12 protein-coding genes and 2 pseudogenes are annotated in these 21,004 nt (G+C 55.6%); 6 read left to right on the top strand and 8 right to left on the bottom strand.

Translation table 11 applies throughout. The features are described from left to right. Positions 1-183 precede the first annotated feature (183 nt). Complete coding sequence (locus ACMGFH_RS20905) at positions 184-1,395, bottom strand: RNA-guided endonuclease InsQ/TnpB family protein (RefSeq protein ID WP_415380538.1); 1,212 nt, start codon at positions 1,393-1,395, stop codon at positions 184-186. Positions 1,396-1,624: 229 nt separating this feature from the next. On the opposite strand from ACMGFH_RS20905, the pseudogene ACMGFH_RS20900 reads away from it, so the two are divergent. Beyond that, positions 1,625-1,822 (top strand): annotated as a pseudogene (locus tag ACMGFH_RS20900) (ATPase, T2SS/T4P/T4SS family); the annotation flags it as partial. Positions 1,823-1,990: 168 nt separating this feature from the next. Here ACMGFH_RS20900 and ACMGFH_RS20895 read toward each other — a convergent pair. Then, on the bottom strand, positions 1,991-2,500 hold the full coding sequence (locus ACMGFH_RS20895) for an aminotransferase class V-fold PLP-dependent enzyme (RefSeq protein WP_415380537.1): 510 nt from the start codon (positions 2,498-2,500) through the stop codon (positions 1,991-1,993). A gap of 179 nt (positions 2,501-2,679) precedes the next feature. Further along, a complete protein-coding gene (locus tag ACMGFH_RS20890) occupies positions 2,680-3,414 on the bottom strand; it encodes a helix-turn-helix domain-containing protein (protein WP_415380536.1) in 735 nt (244 codons plus the stop codon). Positions 3,415-3,503: 89 nt separating this feature from the next. Between ACMGFH_RS20890 and ACMGFH_RS20885 the strand changes: the two genes are divergently transcribed. The 4 genes and pseudogenes from ACMGFH_RS20885 to ACMGFH_RS20870 all read left to right on the top strand — a co-directional run bounded on the left by ACMGFH_RS20885 (position 3,504) and on the right by ACMGFH_RS20870 (position 7,323). Further along, complete coding sequence (locus tag ACMGFH_RS20885; RefSeq protein WP_415380535.1) at positions 3,504-4,616, top strand: MBL fold metallo-hydrolase; 1,113 nt, start codon at positions 3,504-3,506, stop codon at positions 4,614-4,616. A gap of 4 nt (positions 4,617-4,620) precedes the next feature. Continuing rightward, positions 4,621-5,910 (top strand): MFS transporter, encoded by a 1,290-nt coding sequence (locus ACMGFH_RS20880; protein ID WP_415380534.1) that lies wholly within the window; start codon positions 4,621-4,623, stop codon positions 5,908-5,910. 622 nt (positions 5,911-6,532) lie between these two features. Next, a pseudogene (locus ACMGFH_RS20875) lies at positions 6,533-6,718 on the top strand (cold-shock protein); the annotation flags it as partial. 341 nt (positions 6,719-7,059) lie between these two features. Further along, positions 7,060-7,323, top strand: a complete 264-nt coding sequence (locus ACMGFH_RS20870; RefSeq protein WP_415380533.1) for a hypothetical protein — start codon at positions 7,060-7,062, stop codon at positions 7,321-7,323. Positions 7,324-7,816: 493 nt separating this feature from the next. Here ACMGFH_RS20870 and ACMGFH_RS20865 read toward each other — a convergent pair whose 3' ends face one another. Further along, positions 7,817-8,110, bottom strand: coding sequence for a DUF3006 domain-containing protein (locus tag ACMGFH_RS20865; protein WP_415380532.1), 294 nt, complete (start codon positions 8,108-8,110; stop codon positions 7,817-7,819). After that, the gene (locus ACMGFH_RS20860; protein WP_415380531.1) at positions 8,107-9,597 is read right to left on the bottom strand and encodes a lamin tail domain-containing protein; all 1,491 of its coding nucleotides are present in this window, start codon (positions 9,595-9,597) and stop codon (positions 8,107-8,109) included. Before ACMGFH_RS20860 ends, ACMGFH_RS20865 begins: the two co-directional genes overlap by 4 nt. Positions 9,598-10,185: 588 nt before the next feature. On the opposite strand from ACMGFH_RS20860, the gene ACMGFH_RS20855 reads away from it, so the two are divergent. After that, positions 10,186-16,500, top strand: a complete 6,315-nt coding sequence (locus tag ACMGFH_RS20855; RefSeq protein WP_415380530.1) for a VWA domain-containing protein — start codon at positions 10,186-10,188, stop codon at positions 16,498-16,500. 92 nt (positions 16,501-16,592) lie between these two features. Here ACMGFH_RS20855 and ACMGFH_RS20850 read toward each other — a convergent pair whose 3' ends face one another. From ACMGFH_RS20850 to ACMGFH_RS20840, 3 genes are read right to left on the bottom strand one after another with little or no spacing between them, the layout of a single operon-like run. Further along, a complete protein-coding gene (locus tag ACMGFH_RS20850; RefSeq protein ID WP_415380529.1) occupies positions 16,593-18,602 on the bottom strand; it encodes a VirB4 family type IV secretion system protein in 2,010 nt (669 codons plus the stop codon). Beyond that, positions 18,599-19,612, bottom strand: a complete 1,014-nt coding sequence (locus ACMGFH_RS20845; protein WP_415380528.1) for a hypothetical protein — start codon at positions 19,610-19,612, stop codon at positions 18,599-18,601. The genes ACMGFH_RS20850 and ACMGFH_RS20845 overlap by 4 nt, the downstream gene beginning before the upstream one ends. Positions 19,613-19,614: 2 nt before the next feature. Next, positions 19,615-21,003, bottom strand: a complete 1,389-nt coding sequence (locus ACMGFH_RS20840) for a hypothetical protein (RefSeq protein WP_415380527.1) — start codon at positions 21,001-21,003, stop codon at positions 19,615-19,617. Between the last annotated feature and the right edge of the window lies 1 nt (position 21,004).

Genomic DNA, 21,004 nt, shown 5'->3' with positions numbered 1-21,004 from the left:
AGTGGGTCCACGAACCCGACGGCGAGAGTCAGAACGACCTGGCCACTGACGAGAGCGTCGTGTACCTTTCAGGGAGGCGAACGTCACCTGTAATCTCGAGGGTGTATGGCTCGCCGCTAGCACCAGGTAGGAGAGAGACCGTGCAATACTGTGGACTACCCTGCCCTACTCGCTCACCGCTGGCTAAGTTCGCTCCTTGCGGGCGGGGCTTCCTGATTCCATGACGCGCTTTGCAGACACAGGGGTGTCCACAGGGAGCGCAGTCTCCACAGGCGTTGATTCGGAGTGACCCACTCCTAGTTTCTCAAGACCGCGAGAGAGGATGTTCCACGCCGCGTTCGCATCCCTGTCCGCCTCGAATCCACACGAAGGACAGGAGTGTTCACGAACCCACAGTGGCTTGTCTGTCTCGACGCCACACGACGCGCACTCCTTGGTGGTCCCCCGCGGATTCACGGCGACGAAGTGCGTTCCTTCTCGCTCACACTTGTATTCGAGCATCTGACGGAACGTTCCCCATGCCGCTCCTGCTCGGTTCCGGGAGTTGCCGGGGAGTTCGACCAATCCCTTTGCATCCAAGTCCTCGACTGCCACCAGGTCATACTCCCGAGCGTAGTAGTTCGAGAGTTTGTGCAGGAAGTCCCGACGCTTTCGCTTCAGTTCGGCGTACCGTCGAGCAACGACTATCCGCTGGTGCTCCCAACTCTTGGAGCCGTGTTCTTTTCGTGAGAGGGCACGTTGAGCACGGTCAATGCGGTCGCGTTCTTCGCTGAAATCGGGACTCTCGATAGCGCAGCCATCGGTGTCGTGAGCATACGTGAGAATCCCCACGTCGATGCCGACGACCTTCTCAGGCGTCTCGGGCTTGTCGGGAGTCTCTTCGGTAACTTCGATACTGAACGTGGCGAACCATTCCCCCGTGGGTTCCTGTTTGATGCTGACTTGCTTGATGGTCCCGTTCTCGGGGATATCGCGGTGGAGGTGAATCGGCATCTCTCCGATTTTGCTCACCCACAACGTCGGCCGACCACTCGTATTCTTGAGTTCGAAGCCGGACTGGTTGTAGGTCAGCGATCGGAAATCCCGAGGACGTTTCCACTTGAGCATCCCCACGGCACGTCCGTTCTCTTTCTGTGCTTTGAGCGTGGCGAGATTGTCGTAGACGCGCTTGACGACCATCTGCAACACCTTCGAGTGGACCTTTCCGAGATCGTCCCACCACGATTTGAGGTCGGGGAGTCGTCCCTGCACCTCACTCCGGGCAGGAATGTCGTCGGATTCGTTGAGCAGGTAGAGGACGTGATTATACAGCTGCCGGCACGTATCAATGTGCCAGCTGAGTTCTATTTGGACGGACTCTGAGGGAGCGAGTCGATACTTGTAGTTGTAGTGCATGGGCTATTCACTCCTGATTCCCGGAACCTCCGATTGGAGCGCCGGCACCCTTCGCCGGCGCGAAAAACACAACCGTGGTCGAAACCCTGTACTTCGGGTCATTACTCCGAGACTGGTTGGTCCCACTCTGGTACTTCAATGTTCGCCAGTCGTACCGCGAAAACTAACCCAGTCTGCCGCGGAGTACGGAAACCATCAACTCCCTGTTCGTGTGGTTCACCATCAGTAAGGACGCCTGCACATCTCCATCCGCAAGCAGGCCCCCGACGTCATGACGCCTGTCGACCTGTTCGAACGGAACAGTCTCCCGACCGAACTCGCCGCCCTGCTGTGGCAGCTTTACAAGAACCACGGCGCCGTCCTGTTCTGTGGCCCGACCGGTGTGGGGAAGACGACATTGATGAACGCCGTTTCCCAAGAAGTCCCTCTACAGCTATGCAGTCACAATACTGAGTTTCTACTAGCAGCGATTCGGCTGATCTAGTGGAGAGTAGTTCGCTCAGTATATTCTCTGTAGTCAGCACACACTCTCCACCGAGTAGATCTAATAGACCATGTCCATGTGTCCCGAGTTGTTTCTTTGATTTTGAGAGAGTCACGGCTCATACAAACCATGGTACTCGTCGGTTATCTTGCCGATGGCTTCGAGCGGCTGGATGATCCCGGTTTCGTTGTTGGCGTGCATCACTGAAACGAGCGCCGTGTCCGGGCGAATCGCATCTGCGATGTCAGCTGGATCGATGCGACCGTCTTGACCGGGAGCTACTCGCGTTACGTCGGTATCGTGGTCTTCGAGCCAGTTGGCCGTCTCGATCACCGCCGAGTGTTCAATAGTCGTGGTGACGACGTGCTGTCCATCAGCTACCTCGATAGCCCCCTTGAGTGAGAGGTTGTCTGCTTCGCTTCCCCCACCAGTGAACACGATGTTCTGGGCGCTCGCATTGAGAAGATCAGCGACGGCCGCCCGGGCGTTGCGGACCGCCTCATCCTCGGCGGTCGCATAGACTGCCGATGGGTTGCAGTAGTGGTCTTCGAGATACGGCTGCATCGATGCGGTAACCTCCTCGTGCGGTTTCGTTGTAGCGGCGTGGTCCAAGTAGATCATGTGTCGTAGTCCTCGGGACGCAACGTCAGTTATCAAACGCGTCAATCGAACTGAAACGAGCCTCTACCATAATCAGTGGTCGTGGTTCTTTCTATTGGAGAATCCCCACGAGATACAAGTCACCAACTGACCAAGCTCCGGTACAAACTTCGGACCCATTCCCAGTGGAGTACTGGCAGTTAATCAGCAACCTGTTCAGCCTGCCCTGTCTTTTCCACTTGCAACGGATCAGCCGTTGATGTCGCAGTGACTAGGCGCAAGAACTGTCCCGCGTTCGTGAGGAGTTTGTTCTCTGCCTTCCGGAGGTGTTCTTCGTACGTCGAGCGAGCGACAGCAGTCTGATCGGCCAGATCCCGCAGCGATGTCTTCCGTGGTTGCTCGTAGTACCCATTTTCCAGTGCTAATTGGAGTGCTGCTAACTGCCGGTCAGTGATGTTCTCGAACAGTTGATTCGCCGGAGCCAGCATACTGTGGGGGATCTGCTTCTCCGAAATCGAGGTTTTCGAGAGCAACTCGATCTCTCTGTCGGATCGCAGATCACCGAGCAAGTCTCGAATGTCTTCACCGTCGAACGCGACCACCGTGTAGTGCTCCCAGCCCTGGCGGTAGATCGTTGGCGACTGATACAGGCAGTTATGTTCCTCGAAGCGGTCGATGATCGACTGTTCAAGTGAACAGAGACAGGACTGCGTGACGACGTGATATCCGTCGTCGTCCTTCGATTCGTGTAGAATGGTTCCGAGTTGGTTGATGTCGTCAAGCAACTCGTCCGTCGGTGTTGCCTCTGATGTGATTTCCAGCACTTGGCAGTCGCTCAGCGGCCACTCACGGATAGTCAAATCAGGGTGCCGTTCCGAGATCTCCCGGTATGGACACTCATGTTTGACCCGAATCGAGGCCTCGTACAGACTCATACGAATAACTTTGAACTGGTCAGAATTAACAGTGCCGGTCATGTCCGGCAGCGCCTATATGCGAATATACCTGCTATTCAGGAATACCGATGCAGGAGATAACGCCGAAGGAACTCAGCGAACAGTTACAAAATGGCGACGAGGACCCGCTCGTCCTCGATATTCGCCACGAAGAGGATTTCGAAGAGTGGCATATCCCGGGTAGTATCAACGTCGATGTCTACGACGAACTAACCGAAGGCTCTGACCAAGCCAAGGGACCCCTCTCAGATCTCCCCCGTAACGAACAGATCGTCACTGTCTGTGCTGCCGGTGTCGTCTCGGAGACCGCGACGGAAGTGCTCCAAGAACTGGACTACGACGCGGTGACACTCACGGACGGAATGAACGGCTGGAGCCGTGTCCACCGGCACGCAGAAGTGCCAGCCGACCTTGATGGCACACTCATTCAGGTCGCACGACCGGGGAAGGGCTGCCTCTCACATGTCCTCATCTCGGACGGGGTAGCCGTAGTATTCGACCCGTCACATTACCTCGACAAGTACGAGGCGATTCTGGATGAATATGAGGCCGAACTCGTCGGTGTCTTCGACACACACGCCCACGCCGACCACGTCTCCGGCGCTGCGGAGCTCGCCGACCGACACGGCGTCCCCTACTACCTCCACCCGAAAGACGCGCTCGCCATCGACGCGACGCCGGCCGAGGATGGACAGACCGTAATGGTCGGCAGTCTCGATGTCGAGGTCATCCACACGCCAGGACACAGCGAGGGGAGTGTTTCGTTCGACATCGACGGCGTAGCGCTGATCACGGGAGATACGCTCTTCCATGAGAGCGTGGGGCGTGTCGAACTCGGCGTTGAAGCTGGAATCGAAGACTCTGACGTTGAACAGAACGCCGCGACGCTCTACGAGAGTCTCCAGCGGCTGCTGGATAGGACGGAAGACGCGCTAGTCCTGCCAGCTCATGACCCTGGCTCGCCTGAACCGCCTGTGACCGCGAGCCTTGCAGAAGTCAGAGACTGGAATGATGATCTCGGCCGCGACCGCGAGGAGTTCGTCAAAGAACTCGCGTCGGATATCCCGGATCACCCCCCGAACTTCGAGCGCGTCAAGCGAACGAATGTTGGCCAAGAGTCGGTTCCTGCAGATGAGGTGGCTGAGCTAGAACTGGGCCCCAACAATTGCGCTGCCGAATGAATCCATGAGTACGGGAACTGAAATCAAACAGGGAATCCGCGAACACCTCAGGCAGTTCTCGCTGCACGTCCTGCTCGTGTTCGCCACCGGATTGACAATCGGGTCCGAGCGGACCGTCGTCCCCGTTCTGGGAGAGGAGGTCCTCGGCGTCAAGTCGTTCCTCGTTATCGGTTCGTTCGTCGTCTCGTTCGGAATCGTGAAGTCAATCCTCAATCTCTACGCTGGCAAATGGGGCGAGGAGTACGGCCGCAAGCCAGTACTCGTCGCCGGGTGGGCGACGGCACTTCCCCTGCCGCTCATTCTCATCTTCGCCCCCAGCTGGGGTTGGATCACGGTTGGGAACATCCTGCTGGGTATCAACCAAGCGTTGACGTGGAGTATGGCGATCAACGCGAAGATCGATCTCGCAGGACCTGAGCAGCGTGGCCTCGCGGTCGGCATCGACGAGTCGTTCGGCTACACTGGCGTTGCCGTCGGGGCATGGATTACAGGCGTTATTGCCGGTCAGTGGAGCCTCCGGCCGGAGCCGTTCTACTTCCTCGCCATCGTCGTCGTACTGGCGTTCCTCATCTCGATCTTCCTGATCAAAGAGACCGTCCAGTACGCCCAGGCCGAAGGTGACGACGACCACCACGACGCGAACCTGCCATTCAACGAGGTAGTAAAGCGAGCGACCTACGGTGACAGGACGCTGTTCGCTGCGGCTCAGGCTGGTCACATCGAAAACTTCGTGGACACGCTGTTCTGGATCGCCGTCCCGCTGTATCTGATAAGCCAGGGCCTTGGTATTGCGGCTGTCGGTGTCGTTGTCGGCGTCCACAGCGCGATGTACTTCCTCCAGATTGCGACCGGTGGACTTGCTGACCGTATTGGTCGCCGACCGCCCGTCATTTGGGGGATGTTCCTCGCAGGAGCCGGTGTCCTCGGAATGGTACTCGTGGAAGGGTATCTGGCGTGGGCTATATTGGCCGCTCTCTCCGGTCTTGGCATGGCGTTATTGTATCCGAACCTGATGACCGTGCCGAGCGACGCCGCTCACCCGACGTGGCGATCTGCGGGGATGGGTGTTTACCGGATGTGGCGCGATTCCGGCTACGCTGTCGGCGCGATCCTGATCGGACTCTCGATGGAGTTCGTGAACGCCGAAGCCGCATTCTACATGACTGCAATCCTGATGTTCGTCTCTGGTGCAGTCGTTTATATCTGGATGGAAGAGACACACCCAGACTTCGGGACGCACGAGCCTCCCGAACCTGCTGCAGAGCAACCGATCAAAACAGTTGCTCAAGACTAGTTCAGCATATGTTTTTGCGGTAGTGATCTTATCAGGCGTTCTCCTGCCTTCAATACGCACAAGATTACAGACTACAATCTGCTGAATATGCGCTCTGGATCTTGCACGATCCTACGAACAACCTCTGCATCTGGTAGTGATTTTAGTGGTCAGATCGCAGTATGAATTGACCGGCGGATTCAGTAACTTCGACGTGAAATAAAGGATGCTCTACTGAGATCCACTCTAATCCAGCAGTTCTGACATACACAATCAGTTATATGACACTACACTAATGTAGTCGTCTGTCGCATAGCGGTTTTCGACACAATAGAGCCTACTAGTAGTTTCGGAATGTGGAACGCCGTTTCCCGAGAAGTCTCTCTCCAAGGATGGTAGTCACGATACCTGAAAACCACTATTAGGTCACCACCGGCGACGCATCAGATGCGTATTGAATACCTAGCAAGAACGACGTGCGAAATAAGGAGAATTCAGCGGCTATACAGAGTCAATTTAATTCGCGCTTCAGTTTCTGAATTAGCTGGCAGAGTACCGTTACACAATTCGCTTCTTTCGTCACACGAGTAAAATCTGGTATGTATGAAAGGATTAAATGCCCTCGTACCAGATCATCAGCCAAATGGCCAAAGGTAAAGTTGACTTCTTTAATGATAAAGGTGGATACGGATTTATTGACACCGATGATACAGAGGACGATGTTTTCTTCCACATGGAAGATGTCAGTGAACGGGACATAGAAGAGGGGCAAGAGGTAGAATTCGATATTACTCAAAGTAGTGAAGGAGGAATAAGAGCGGCAAATGTTGTATCAGCGGGTTCTCTTCCGGAACAAGGCGCTGACGATGCATTTGTAGAGGAAACAACTTCTGAGATAACAAGTTTTCTTCAGACACACGCTCCGGATGATGCTGAAACTGTACATATTAACGTAACAGATTCGGAATTGGAAGGTGAATTTGAGAGAATGAGCGACGAGCTAGATATGCCAGAAGATGAGGTCAGTATGCTAAGAAACCTCATTTCTGAACTGATTGAAACTCGGCTCGAAAATGAAAAGATGACCATGAGTAACGAGATGAAAGAGGCTACTGCAAATGTAATTGCATCTACGCTCATTCAAGAATACAATCAAACTGGTGGTGAATCATGATAGACGCGATATATTCCATAGTTACGGGGGCAACAAGTGGTGTAACTTCAAAACTTTTAGGTCTGTTTTTAGACGTGAAGAATGAACCCGATGGACCCAACTCAAAAATAACGTCGGAAGCTGATGAGCTGATAAAACAAATCGGCGAAAATGCTAATGATCCAGACGATATTCCGTCTGCTTTGAACGGATTTAATTTCACTTATCAAACTGCCAATGAGGAAGTGAACAAGCAATACGAATTCTCCGATTCCAAATAGTGCTATTTGACACTTATATGTCCGTATACCAATAGATTGTCGCATTTATCATCAAGTATAGTGGCCACCGGTTCAGCAATCTTACCTTGAGATAAGGGGCTGTTCTGCCGAACGAATCCCTTGTATTCAACAATCCTACCATCTATGATAGGGGGTCATATCATTATTATTTGTAAATTATTCAGTTTTGATGGTTTGGGTGTAATGGGTCCTACTAGTAGTAACTGAATGTGGAACGCCCACATGTCGTTCGTCGGTTTCCGCGACCGGCCGTAAGCATCGACGAGGGATCGGGGGGTCTGGCTGCCCCACGAGACGGGCATCTCGCTGACGACCCGGGAACACCAGTACGAGTACAACCGAGTGGCGATCGCTGACCTCAGAACCAAGACAAACTGTCTGAGTCCCGACGTGGAGCTCATCTCGGAGATCAAGTGATCACTGAGATGAGAACGCCCTTCGGCAGATCTGAGAGCGCCCTACTCGGGATCAATCAGTTGGAACGATTCTCTCTATCGTCACGAGAGGGACGCTCCGAAAGTCGGTCGAACCGGCGCTGTGCCTCATCACTGCGCGCCTCGGTCTCGGCTTCATCATACTCAACTCGAACGAGTTCGTCGTCTTCGAGTTCGACGTCGAGGATCGCATCAGCATGGCGAGCGGGCTCCGGGAGTTCCTCCTCGCCGACGACGAGATTGTACAGGTCGTCGTTGTCTTCGAGTTGCAACGTGGCCAGCGTGTCTTCGATGCGGTCGACGACCGCCGTGTAGGTTCCGTCGGGGATCACGAGTACTCCTCCCTGATGACTTCGTCACCGGCCCGGTTAGTTACGATCACGGTATCGCCGCCGTTGTTCCAGATCGGACTCCCGGAACCCCAGTAGAGATCGGTGTCGGAGTCAGAACCACTGCCGGTGTGGAGCGTCACGGTCGCGTCGGAATCGAGCGTGAATCCATCTGGGAACGTGCACGTGTGGTCGGCTGCGTCTGCGACGGTCCAGCCGCTCAGGTCGAGCGGTTCGGTCCCGGTGTTTCTGAAGACGACATACTCGTCGTTCAGGTTCTCCCGGTCGTCACCCTCGGCGTCGGCGTGAATCTCGTCGACGACGAGTGACGTACCCTCAGAGGCAGTCTCGGTTCCGCCGTCAGTCGCGACAGGCGTCTGCGTGGACCCGTTCCCTGACCCGGCGATCGTCGTCCGGGCCTCCACTGGGTCTGCCGTGCCAGGTTCTATCGACGACCCTGTCCGGAGTTCGGTCGGGTCCGTGGGCGCGGCTTGCTGCGTCTCGACGGTGACGTGCGTCCCGTTGCTGACGAGGACCGTGTTGCCGTGGGTCGCCGTCCAGTAGGCCGGAATCGACCGGTCAGCCAGCCGTTGGAGGACTTCTTCCTGGGGATGGCCGTACTGCGAATCGTACGCGCTGGAGATCACGACCGCCTTCGGACCGACCGCATCGAGGATGGCACTGCTGGTGCTACTTTTACTCCCGTGGTGGCCGGCTTTGAGGATCGTCGACTGGAGCGCTGCCCCGTACGTGTCGACGAGGTACGCCTCCTGATCGTCCTCGGCGTCGCCAGTGAACAGGAAGCTCGTATTCCCGTAGCTGAGTTGCAGGACGATACTGTTCTCGTTCCGGTCGCGATTCTCCAGGTACGGCTCTGGTGGGCCGAGCACGTCGACATCGGCACCGTCGAACGGCAGCGGGTCACCCTCGCGTGTCTCGTACAGCGTGACGTTGTGTGTTTCGACGGCGTCGAGGTACTCCTCGTAGGTCTGTGTACTCGCAGCGATCCCGGGGTCGTAGACGGCCCCGATCCCGTTCGCCTCGGTCTCGTAGTAGTCGATGACGGCCGCGTTCCCACCGATGTGGTCTGCGTCGGCGTGGGTGACGACGAAGTGGTCGATCCGGGTTATGTTGTGCCGTTCGAGATACTGGAGGACGTACTCACCGTCGTTAGTGAAGTCACCCGAGTCGATCAGCATCGTCTCGTTGGTCGGACCGACGATTAGCGTACTCACGGATTGGCCGACGTTGATGAAGTGGACCTCGACGGTTCCGTTTACTGACGCCGCTGTCCCTGTTGTAGTGGAGTCGTCAGTCGCTGGCGACGGGGACGAAGCAGTTGTGTCCTCGGTGGTAGGCGAGTCACTCGCAGTCGCCTCCGGCGCGTCCGTCGAAAGTGGCGCAGCATTGTTCTCGACGACGCCTGTACAGCCGGCGAAGACGACAAGGACGACGACCGCAGCGATGGTAAATGAGTGCCCGCGAGTCACAGGGAAACGTACGGTAGCATCGGTGAATAGGGTTGTGTCCCGGTATTGAGTCTCATTCGTGAGCCGGCACAGTCGAGGTACCGCGTCAATCGGCTACAATTGAAGAGAGGTACCGATTCGTAAGTCGGGTCAAACGCGCGACCGGACGGTAACCATCCGATTGGTCAAGAGTATCGACCTCGGATTCACTCGCCCGCAACGGGAACCAACTATCGTCGTCGCTGTCGGCTTTCACCGTCCGAATCCACTCCACCTCGCGCTCTGTCAGACCGAACCACTCGGAGCGCTTCTCTGTCTCTTCTTGGACCCGACGGATGAGTGTGCTCAAACAGAGTTTTCTTGGACACCTTGGGCTTACCCCGAAATCCGAAACTCGTTAGTTTTTCTTCGCAGAAACGGAGCGCATCTTTCTGATCAGACCCTTCGTTGGAACCGATAGCATTGCCGGGTTCAAGGGAAACAAATCGTATCCGTAGGTGGCAAGTGAAATTGGTCCCAAGAATCGTTTCTCGAAATTATACTCTTCAACCACAACTTCCCTAGGTAAGTTATGTCATGGCAAGGTGGGCGAGTGGGGGGAGTATCGGGATGAAAGTACTCGACAAACTCTCTCCACAGAATCAAACCAGTATTTCGATAATTTACCGGTGTGCAGTCATCAGCACTTCAATTCTACTGATTGTGGGAACCATCGCACCAGTTGTCGGGGCATCAATCTCATCGGACCTCTCAAAAGAGACCGCGAGTACGGATCCATCTCCGAGAGATGCTGAAGTGGCTATCGATCAGCCAAACACAAGTGATCTACCGAACGTAAGCGCTGAGATTGTCCAAGACGAAATCCGCGTCCAAAACGAGACACGGACGCTATCACCGAATGAAAAGATAGTCGCAAATGTCACGGTACAGAACACCGGGGAGGAAGACTATGAGTTCTTTATTGGATTCTCCGTTCGAGATAGCAATGGAGTAACGTACTCCGGCGATGGGTCGACTGGTGGCTATGTCATGGTGGAAGCAGGAGAGACTGAAGTGGTACCGCTTTCGTGGACTGTCCCAGAGCATGCGCTAAACGGGACGTACGATATAATCTCCGCGGTCTGGTACCAGCGTCCCTCAACCGGTGATACGGCGATCGATAGGACCTCCTGGAAGACCGGTGTATTTCGTGTGGTCCAAACGGCTAGTGGCAGTCTCACTACTGACCTCACTGAGGCGGTAGAGGAATTCCAACTCAACAACGAAACTACTGTCGCTGTTTCGGAGCCGGCAATTTATCAGGGTGACCGATACTACGTGGCAGCATATTTCAATTCTTCAGAATATCTCGATTGGAAAGGGATCGAGCAAAAGAACGTCCTCAGTCTCATTCTACGGCTTGAGCGACGCATCAAGAAGTTCAATCTGAACAAGGTCATTGCTTTCAGAGCAACCGGTAGTGAGTACGATGCAGTTACCAAGGAAGAGACAGCGCGCCGCGTCGTATCGATGTATGCGCCGGGGACCACACCATTTGCAAATGGGATGGAACAACATTCGTTCGTCTACAACGACAGCTATAACGACTACTATACTCCCTCAAATGACTCCTATGACAACATTGAGGAAGTGATAAATGGAGAGGTGTTTGTGAAGCAGCGGATTGAAGAGTCGTGGGCACAGACGCCGTATGACCGGTATCTAGTCACTGTTCGAGCAATGGTTAGTACGGGTCACGAATCAATTATCCCTGAGAACCTACGAGAGGGTCTTACTACTGCTGATACGACAGACGAAGCACTCTCTGTTGTTGACGAAGCCATACAGTCCTCGGATAAACAGCGAGTCCGACGAGTGCTCAACAAATATAGCGACAATATTGAAACACTAGATGAGGTTTCTGAGTATGGATCTCGGACTACAAAGATCTTGGACTTCGTACTTCGATTCTCGGAGTATCAGGTTTACTCAGATCGGCGAGTAGCACGACTCAATCGGACGCTTCAGTTGGCGGCGTCAGATCCGGATGTAAACCTGAATCCGGATCTCCGGCGAGCGATGGAGACAGTTATTGACGAACATGAAGAGACAAATCAGAAGGTTATCAATCGACTCCAGAGCTTTCTCAGAGACCAAATTGAGCAAGGAACATTCGATGCAGCGACAGCTTCGTCAAAGATACTCGTTAATAAGTTTGGTAGCTATCTCTCACAGACGGCAAGCGCCCAAGTCGGTGCAAGTTCCGCCTCAGCGATGACCACAGCCGTCGGTAGTGCAGCGAGTGGAATCCTTTCTGGACTCGTTGTAAGTGATTTTCTGTATAACATGGGCGGGATGTACAAAGCAGCAGTGAAGGCCAAGTACGCCCACAGGACTGCCCAAGAATTTGACGAGTTTGCAGATACATATCGACGAACTAACGTTGGAGACCGACAGTTCACCCATATCAATGAGTACGCCGCGATCGATTCACTCCATCATTCAGCATATAGTGTATACTGGGAGGCAAATAGCGAACTGCTGAACGCGACGTGGGTCGATGAGTTTGCGGATCAGTTTAATCGACGCGAAGGGACTACAATAGAAGACCAGCGAACCCAGTACGTAGAACTGGCGAATGCAGCGGCTGAAGCGCCTACGACTCTCTATCATCCCCCAACTATCGATCTCGTACTGGCAACTCCTCCTGAAAACGGCGGAGATGAATCCAATACTCCAAATCGCACGGACCCAGAGGGATCGGATCAGCAACCGATCGACTGGACATACCAACCCTCGGATCCTGTCGTCGGCGAGTCGATCACCCTAAATTCAGTAGTAGATGATGACGAGTCGATCGTCGAATATCAGTGGGATATTGGTGGCAATGGAACGTACGAGAAGAGTGGGAGATCGGCGACCACCTCCTTCAATCAGCCGGGGTCGTACCAGATCGTTCATTCGATAACTGATGTCAATGGTCGTGAACGTACCGTCGCGAAGACAATTACAGTCACTTCGCCTACAAACACGTCAGAATCCACTGACGGGCAGTTACAAACCACTGTCAGACAGGTTAATCGACCAGAATTCCCGGAAGTAAGCGTCTACGCTAGCGTCCAAAATGCTGACGGTGAGCCGCTCACAGGCCTCTCTGCTGATGCGTTTAACGTGCTTGAAAATACGACGAATCAGACGATCGAATCCATAGAACCCGCGTCCACTACTGGCGGATCAAATGTCAGTACTGCATTGGTGATTGACAGAAGCGGAAGTATGGATGGAACAAAAATCGAGAATGCTAGAGGGGCCGCTACGCAATTCATCAGCCAGCTCAGTGCAGAGGATGAGGGGCTAGTCATCGAATTCGGGAACCAGATCACGTTTCGACAACGATGGACGACTGATTCGGAACGACTCACGAACGCGATCAATCGGATTAGAACCACTGGAAACACCGCCCTCTGGCGTGCGACGGAAACCGGTGTCACCGAAGCCGAATCAAGACTCGGTCGGTCGGCAGTGATCGTTCTCACGGATGGGAAGAATAACGAACCACCGCCAAACGTCGATGCAGCAATTGAGAAGGCACAGGCTGCTGGAGTCCCTGTTTATACCATCGGGTTGGGGCCAGCTGTAGATGTTGCGAATCTTCGGCGTCTTGCAGAGGAAACCGGCGGGAGCTACTATAAATCTCCAGACAGTTCCGATCTCGCGGCAATTTACGAGGATATTCGCCAAAGTCTCACTGACGAATACAGGATTACGTATCGAACATCTAACACGGCTACGGATGGTACGAATCGGTCGGTCAGGCTCATCGCAGCGCACAATGGAACAACTGGATCCGGAACCGGGATGTATGAGGCACCCTGCGCTCCACTTCCGGACGCCGCATTCAACTACACACCGAGTTCCCCTGGGTCTGGAGAACAGGTCTCGTTCGATGGGAGCCCAAGCCGGCCCAACGGTGGCGCGATCGTCGAGTACCGTTGGGACTTCGACAACGATGGCGTTGTCGATGCAGTTGGACAGAATGCAACGCATTCCTATGGAAACAGTAGTACGTACCAGGCGCGACTCGCCGTTGAGAAGGGGTGTGGAGCAACTGATGTTCTCACGGAAGAGATCGATATCTCGAATGCCTCCGATCGAGTTGACCCGGAAACTGTCGACGGCTTCGAGGACGGAGACCTTTCCGAATATCTCGCTCTCGCGGGCTCAAAAGACGTCTGGAAACTGAACTCAACGGTTTCGACTGAAGGGTCCACTGCACTGGAGTATTCGGGCAGCTCTGACGCATCTGAGATCACCTCGATGGAAGGACTCTCGTCGTACCCCGAGAAGGGGGATGTACTCCGATTTGATGTCGGGACGTTCGGAGACTGGGAATTCCGGACAACGTTCCAGTTCGGGCAACAACCAAACAGTGGCTTTCACGAACGGTATGAAGTTGAGTTGGATCCAGACACAGACACAGTCCGACTACAGTATGACCCGGCAGATGGCTCTGACCAGACTCTGGGAACGACTACTGTGGACTTCCAGCACGATACCTTCTACACCGTTGAAGTGGACTGGGCGGCCTCAAGTGACGATATCCAACTGCGAGTGTACGAAGAGCCGATCGCGAATGCGAGTTCTCCCTTGGGGACGATTATTGCGCCTGAACCAGATTCTGCACCTACGAGCGGCGGGATCGGTATGTTTGGTCATGGCGAAGGCGATCGGTGGATCTACGATAATTTCCGAGTCTTAGAGCCGTCTGAAGTCCAGACGCCCCGGAAGTCCCTACTCGAGATTATCGCTACCGAGGACGGTGAGTTCGAGTACGAAATCACGGTGAACGGCACTGTCGAAAAGGCAAACGTCTCCGATCGGATCAAGGCCGCGGCAAATGATGAGATTCGCCGGACAGAGGATGGAATGACGATAATCGAGGGTTACACCGGAAATAGAGGCTACGGAGATGCCTATAGATTCGATGGATCCATCGTGAACTTTACTCGTATCTCCGGTGATGCAAATGTGAGTATCCAGATCGATGGGAATGAGACATCGATCGCCGATCTGAATGCAGGTCGCTCTGAACCACTTCATGAGTTTAACATCCGTTCCGTCTCTCTGAACAGGACTCTTCAGGCCGGTGAAACGGTGGATATCCGATTGGATATCAAAAATGCAGGAACGAGAACGGATTCACAGGAAATAGCCGTCGGGATCGGAAATAAGAGCGAACAAACCTGGGACATCGCACTTGCATCAGGGGAATCGCGAGTCGTCGATCTCGCCTATCAAGTTCCCGAGAATCTGAATGGAACATTTGATCTGTCTGTCCACAGTGAAGATGAGACTGTTACGAGATCCGTTAACGTCCACGATTCAACTTCATCGATTGAACGAGTGACTCCTGCGGATGGCTCCATTACGGTTTCACCTGGAACGGAGGTCCTCTTCGAAGCGGCGCTTCGAAACGGATCACGAGAATTCTTCGAAACCGAGTGGAATCTCGGGGATACCCAATATGGACCACATCGGGCGGTCTATCACCAAGAAGGGATGGACTACAATATCGTCAATTTCTCATCGTCCGGAACGTACGATATCCAAGTAACCGTCTATGGGGCGGATGGAAATTCAGAACTGGGAACCGCCGAGTGGACCGTAACTGTCGAAGAAGGGGCGAACGACGCACCAACTGCGAGTCGAGAGAGTCCGTCTGAGTCCAGAATCGTGATCCCTAGCGAAGCTACCCGAACCATGACGCTCGAAGCGAGCGATACCAACGGGGATCTCCACCGAATCATTTGGTGGGACTTCCACAACGACGAGATTCTCGGGATGACGAATATTAGCGGTAGTACTGTTCGAGAATCAATCGAGAAAGAGGGATTCCTCACCGGTCACGTCGGGGCCTGGGTCGTCGATGAAAATGGTGCATTGGCGAGGCTTCCTGGATGGTTTGTCGAAGTGAGTCAGGTCTCGCTGAAAATTGGAGAGATCAACGAGACGGTCACAGCTGGACAGTCGGTGAACGTCCCGGTTACAGTTGAGAATCCATTCGCGAATTCGGTCACACGAACTGTAACGCTGGATGTAGATGGCGACAGTAGCGTTGATTCGCACTCGGTAACGCTCCCCGGCAACGACTCTCAGTCAGTAACCCTGTCGTATAACACGACGATGGCTGATATCGGGAGCCTCAATCTCACCTTCCGGACTGAAAATTATACCACGGTGAGGAACATCCAAGTCACGGAACCAGAGTCGGTAATTACATCGCCTGCAACTCCCGCCCCCACTGCATCACCAACCCCGACTGCCAAACCGACTCAAGAGCCGACTTCGGTTCCAACCAGTAGCCCAACTCAAACGGCGAGCGCGACATTGACGGCAAGCCCCTCACCGACACCCACCCCGACGTCCGCTCCAACACCCACCCCGACGTCCGCTCCAACACCCACCCCGACGTCCGCTCCAACACCCACCCCGACGTCCGCTCCAACACCCACCCCGACGTCCGCTCCAACACCCACCCCGACGTCCGCTCCAACACCGACAGCCACGCCAACAGCAACTCTGACTCCCACGCAAACTCCGACCCAGACGCCGACAGCTACACCTACGCCGACTGCAACGCAAACTTCCACACCGACACCAACTCCTACACCCGCACCAACACCAACGCCAACTCCGACCCCAACAGAAACAATGACGCCGACTGCATCCCCAACACCGACTCCGACTCCGACTTCCACGCCGACACCAATGGCGACCGCCACGGAACCTGCACCGACAGAGGCGAACCAACTGTTCGCAGATACCGATCTAGCAGTGCTTGGTGACGCTCTCTCCTCACTCGGAGACGGGCAGACTCACACAAGTAGTCTAAATCCGATTCTCTTACTCTTTGCTGTTCTTCTGATCGTCCGAAACAGAGGCTAAAAGTCGCACTCACCTCAGTCACTGCCGACATACCACAAAACACTATCAGTGTTACACCGTCTGTTCGTAGTTGATTACGACAAAGGAGTGAGCTACCGCTCTCGCATGTGAATCGAATCAACCTCGAACTCGCTCGCCCGCACTCGAAGCGGGAACCACCCCTCTTCGTCGATCCCGAGTAACGCCTCGGAGAATCCGTCCTCATCGTTGCCGGCTTTCGCCGTCCGGATCCACTCCACCTCGCGCTCGGTCAGGCCGAACCACTCGGATAGCTTCTCGGCCTCTTCCTGGACCCGGTGAATCAGCGTGAGCGAGCAGAGGTTCGCGATCGTCCGTGCCTCGGGCGTCAGCGCGAACTCGCCGCCAGTCTGCGTGATGAAGTGCAGCGATAGGTCGTAGTGCCTGCTGTGGCGCACCGCCGTCTCCAGGAACTCCAGCGACGTCGCATCGTTCAACAGGTAATGGGCCTCGTCGACGGCGAAGACGACCTTCTTGTCGGTCCCTTTGGCGCGCTCGTAGACCGCGTTGAACAGCACCTGCATCATGAGACTCGTCTCCGAGCGACCGGTCGCCCCCTCTTCCTGGTGGAGGTCCAGATACAGCACGGGCGAGTCGAGATCGAACTCCGTCGGCTGGGCGAGGTTCGCAAGTTCGCCGCCCTCGCGGAACGATGGTCGAAGGTCCGTCAGCAATGTCTGGGCGTCGCTCTGGACTTTCTCCTGTTCGCCCTCGGTCGCGTAGCCGAACTCCTCGGGGCCCTCCAGCAGGTCTTCGAGGACGGCAATCACGTCACGAATCGTCGGCGACTCTCGGTCGTGGGTCGACGGGTCCCGCGTGATCCCCTGGCGTTCGTATGCTTCCTGAATCGCCCGCCGAAGCGTCTGCTTGCGCTCTTCGAGCGGGTTCGACGCGACGTGGGCGAAAAAGGTCTCGAAGAAGGAGAGGACCCACGAAATCTGCTCGGACCACGGATCGAGGTCGGGGACCGCTCGCAGAATATCCGCGGGCGTGGCCTTGATTTCGAGCGGGTTGAACCCGCGCGTGCCTCCTACCGTGATGCGCTCCCCGCCGAGCGCCTCGTTCACGCCGGCGAACCCTTCCAGCGGGTCGAGCATGATGATCACCGTATCCCGGTCGTACATCGCCCGCCGAAGCAACTGGAGTTTCGTCGAGAATGACTTCCCGGCACCGAGCTGGCCGATGACCATCGAACAGTAGCCCGTCTCGCGCTCGAATCGGTCGAGAATGAGCGGACTCTCGTTGAGCGCGTAGGTGCCGTACTCGATGCCCAGTTCGGCGAAGGCGCCGGCGACGAAGGGGAACATCGCGCCGACGGCACGGGCGAGCATCGGCGTCGTCGTGTCCAGCGATTCGTTGAGTTTGTCGATGCCGACCGGGCTGGCCGAAATGAACGAATCGAGCTGTGTCCACCGCGGCATCACGGGCGTCAGGTTCGTCGGCGACTGCCGGGCCGTGTTCATTACGTCGTTCGCGTTGAGGTCGTCGCGAGCGTCGCCCTGCACCGCGAGATACATCGAGACGTCGAAGGCCTGCATCGACGTGTTCCGCAGGGCGTCGTAGAGGTCCTGGTAGTCCTGCAGGTCTTTCTCGACGCCGCGGGCGCCCGCCCGTCGTTTTTCGGTCAAGTACTCTCGGTCGGCCTCCAGGTCCTCGATCTTGTGTTCGAGGGTGTCGAGCGTCGCGTTCGTATCCCGCGGGCTGATGTGGAGGCTGATGTCCGTCCGCCGTGAATCCGCCGTGGAATACAGCGTCTCGAAGAGCCCGTCCATCGGCGTGTCCGGGTACTCGCCGACCCACAGGGTGCGCGTCCACTGGTCGCCCGTCCGGACGGCGTCGGGATACCGCTCGATGCTCGACGGTGTGACCACCGTCTGATGGATATCCGGGACTGAGGGTAGCTCCGAGTTCGCGCCGTCGTACTCGACACTGACCCCCGCTGTGGGACTCTCGGCTGGTCGGGCTGCGTCTTCTTCCTCGGCTGTATCGGTCTCGGTCGTCTCCTGGCCAGTTTCTTCGTCTGAGTCCGCCTCCTCGTCGGCTTGCTCTCGCGTTGGAAGGACCGACAGAAGTGATTCGATCATGCCTCTCCACCTCTGACGATCCCGCGAGTGCGAAGCACCTGGTCAAGCTGGCCGTAGTTCTGTGACTCGTCGCTCCAGTACTCGCCTACGATCTTCGTCGCCTCAGTGGCGTCGATGCGGTGAGCCGTACAGCCGTCGATCGACCGCAGTCCCGACTGGACCCGGGATAGGCGGTCGTCGAGTTCGTCGATGAGTGCCGCTCGTTCGACAGCCTTCCGCGGTGCGTACAGCTCCCGGATGAACAGGCCAAGTATCGGCACTTCCGCGAGTTTCTGCGCGATACTCGTCTCGTCGAACTGCACTTCGGCCGGCGTCACCGGGACCACGACGTAGTGGTCGCGGATCGTCATCCGGCGCTCTTCGAGTTCCGCCTCGTACCACTGGACGTAGTTCTCGATCAGCGATTCCAGCCGTGGGTTCGCCTCGACGTCCGGATCGTCGAGGCGTGACTCGTACTGGGCAAGGTGCTCGTCGACGGGAAACGGCTGGGTGGTCGAGTAGATCTGGATGGGGAACTCGACGGTCGTGTTCAGGAAGTCCTGGAACGCTTCGGCCTTCGTCGCCCACTCCTCGCTGGTCGCGAGCGCCATCGTCGGTGGGATGACCTGGACCATGCCGATGACCGCGCCATCGGTGCGCTCGATCGCACCGCGGTCGGGATACACCCGTTCGATCTGGGTGTACTCCGTGGCTTCCTCGTGGCCGAGTTGGTCCGAGCGGCGATGGAAGGTTAGCATCGACGTGACCCAGTCGATGCTGGTCGTGTAAGCCGGCGTGAGGTAGACGAAGATGGCACCGAGCGCGATCATTACGCCAGCGATCGGGAGCGTTAGTGAGTCAATTTGGTAGCCGAAAACGGTGGCCTTTGTGGGTAGAACTAGCTGCAGGATGAGCACGGTGAGTACGCCCGGGAAGAGGGCAACCGCGAGGTCAGTCATCGTGTACTGCCCGAGCAGTTTCGTGTCTGTACCGAGCGACTTCGGAATCCGTTTCGTTGCCTCGTCGTCCATGGTTAGCGGATGTACCGTGGGTCGTCGTCGATCGCACTGCGCTTGCTGTCGTCACTCGACTCGCTACTCGAACGGCTGCCAGTCCGCGCTGGATCACGGAGAGCGTCGAACTGACGGGCAGAGTCGTCCCCATCGTCCGAATCGGCCCGGCTGTTCGTGGACTCGGCCGAGTCAGAACTCCCCGGTCTACCCGTGGAGCCACCGTCTGAACGGGCATCCGTGCTGGTAGTGCGACGGAATGTCCCACGGAGGCGCGACCCCGTGTCGTTGAGCCGCGATCCAGCGGCGTGTGCCCGTGAATTCCCGGAGTCGAAGACCGCTTGCCCGTCAGATCTGATTGCGGCTTGGCCGCGGACACCCCGGACGAAGTTCCGCCCGCTGTGGAGTGCGGAACTCCCGGTGTCCCTGGTACGGTTTACCCGCGACCGGGCTCGCCGTGTTGATGCGTGCCGCGAGGCACTCTGGGCCATGAAGAAGATCGACCCGGCCTGCCAGAAGAGGATGAATGGTGAGACGATAGCGACAACAGGAATGATTAGGGCTGTGAGCCAGAGACCAAGCCCTTGTGTAGAAAAACCAAAATTCTCGCCGAGAAGCTGACCCAACCTGAATAGCGTTGCTACAGGTATAGTCATAAACAAAAACGGGACGTAGAATCCAGCGAGACGTTTCATGAACTTCGAGACGAGACTAAATGGACCTACTCCCGGAATCCACAGTGCAATCAAGACCGGCATCAAGAGTGTGAAGAGATACAGAACTATCTCTCGAATAAAGTAGATAAGCACGACAAGTGCAAGCAAGAAGAAGTCGACAGAGTAGGTGATTGCTGTAATTAACGCACCTACGCTCCCAATTGATAGAGTCTCAAACAGAGATATCGTTGAGAGGTCAGGGGCAATAAAGATCGCAAGCTCGTTAGTGAACTGTCTAGAAAGCGCGTCCATCCACCACCATGCCAAGATACCGAGTAACCCAGAAAATCCCCTACGCTTGAGTTTCGCTTGGTGGTAGCTACTGAAGAGGTAACTAGTAGACTCTAGAAAAATCACGATACCAACGGATAATGCCCATAGCAACAATGCTAACGGCACCATCTCGTCCCAAAAATAATCATAGAGACTCGGCCAAGTGCTGTTTGTAGGCGCCGCAAACACCGCATTCGGGTGGGGAGTCCCAATTATCACTCTAACTACGTCGTTTGCGTGATTCTGGATGATTCCTTTGAGTGGTTGAAAGAGGACCCTGACAGCTTTCTTAATGGCCCAGACAATGGTATCGCCGAGAGCGCCACCACCATCACTGCCACTTTGAGCAGAAACGACGCCTACGCAGTATTGAAGACCGATAGAGAGACCGAAGATCGAAACCCATCGAGACCGACCAACCATC

This window comes from Halosimplex rarum, assembly GCF_047715405.1.
Classification (GTDB): domain Archaea; phylum Halobacteriota; class Halobacteria; order Halobacteriales; family Haloarculaceae; genus Halosimplex; species Halosimplex rarum.
Note: the sequence above shows the minus strand (reverse complement) of the source record. Positions and strands in the feature narration are given on the sequence as shown.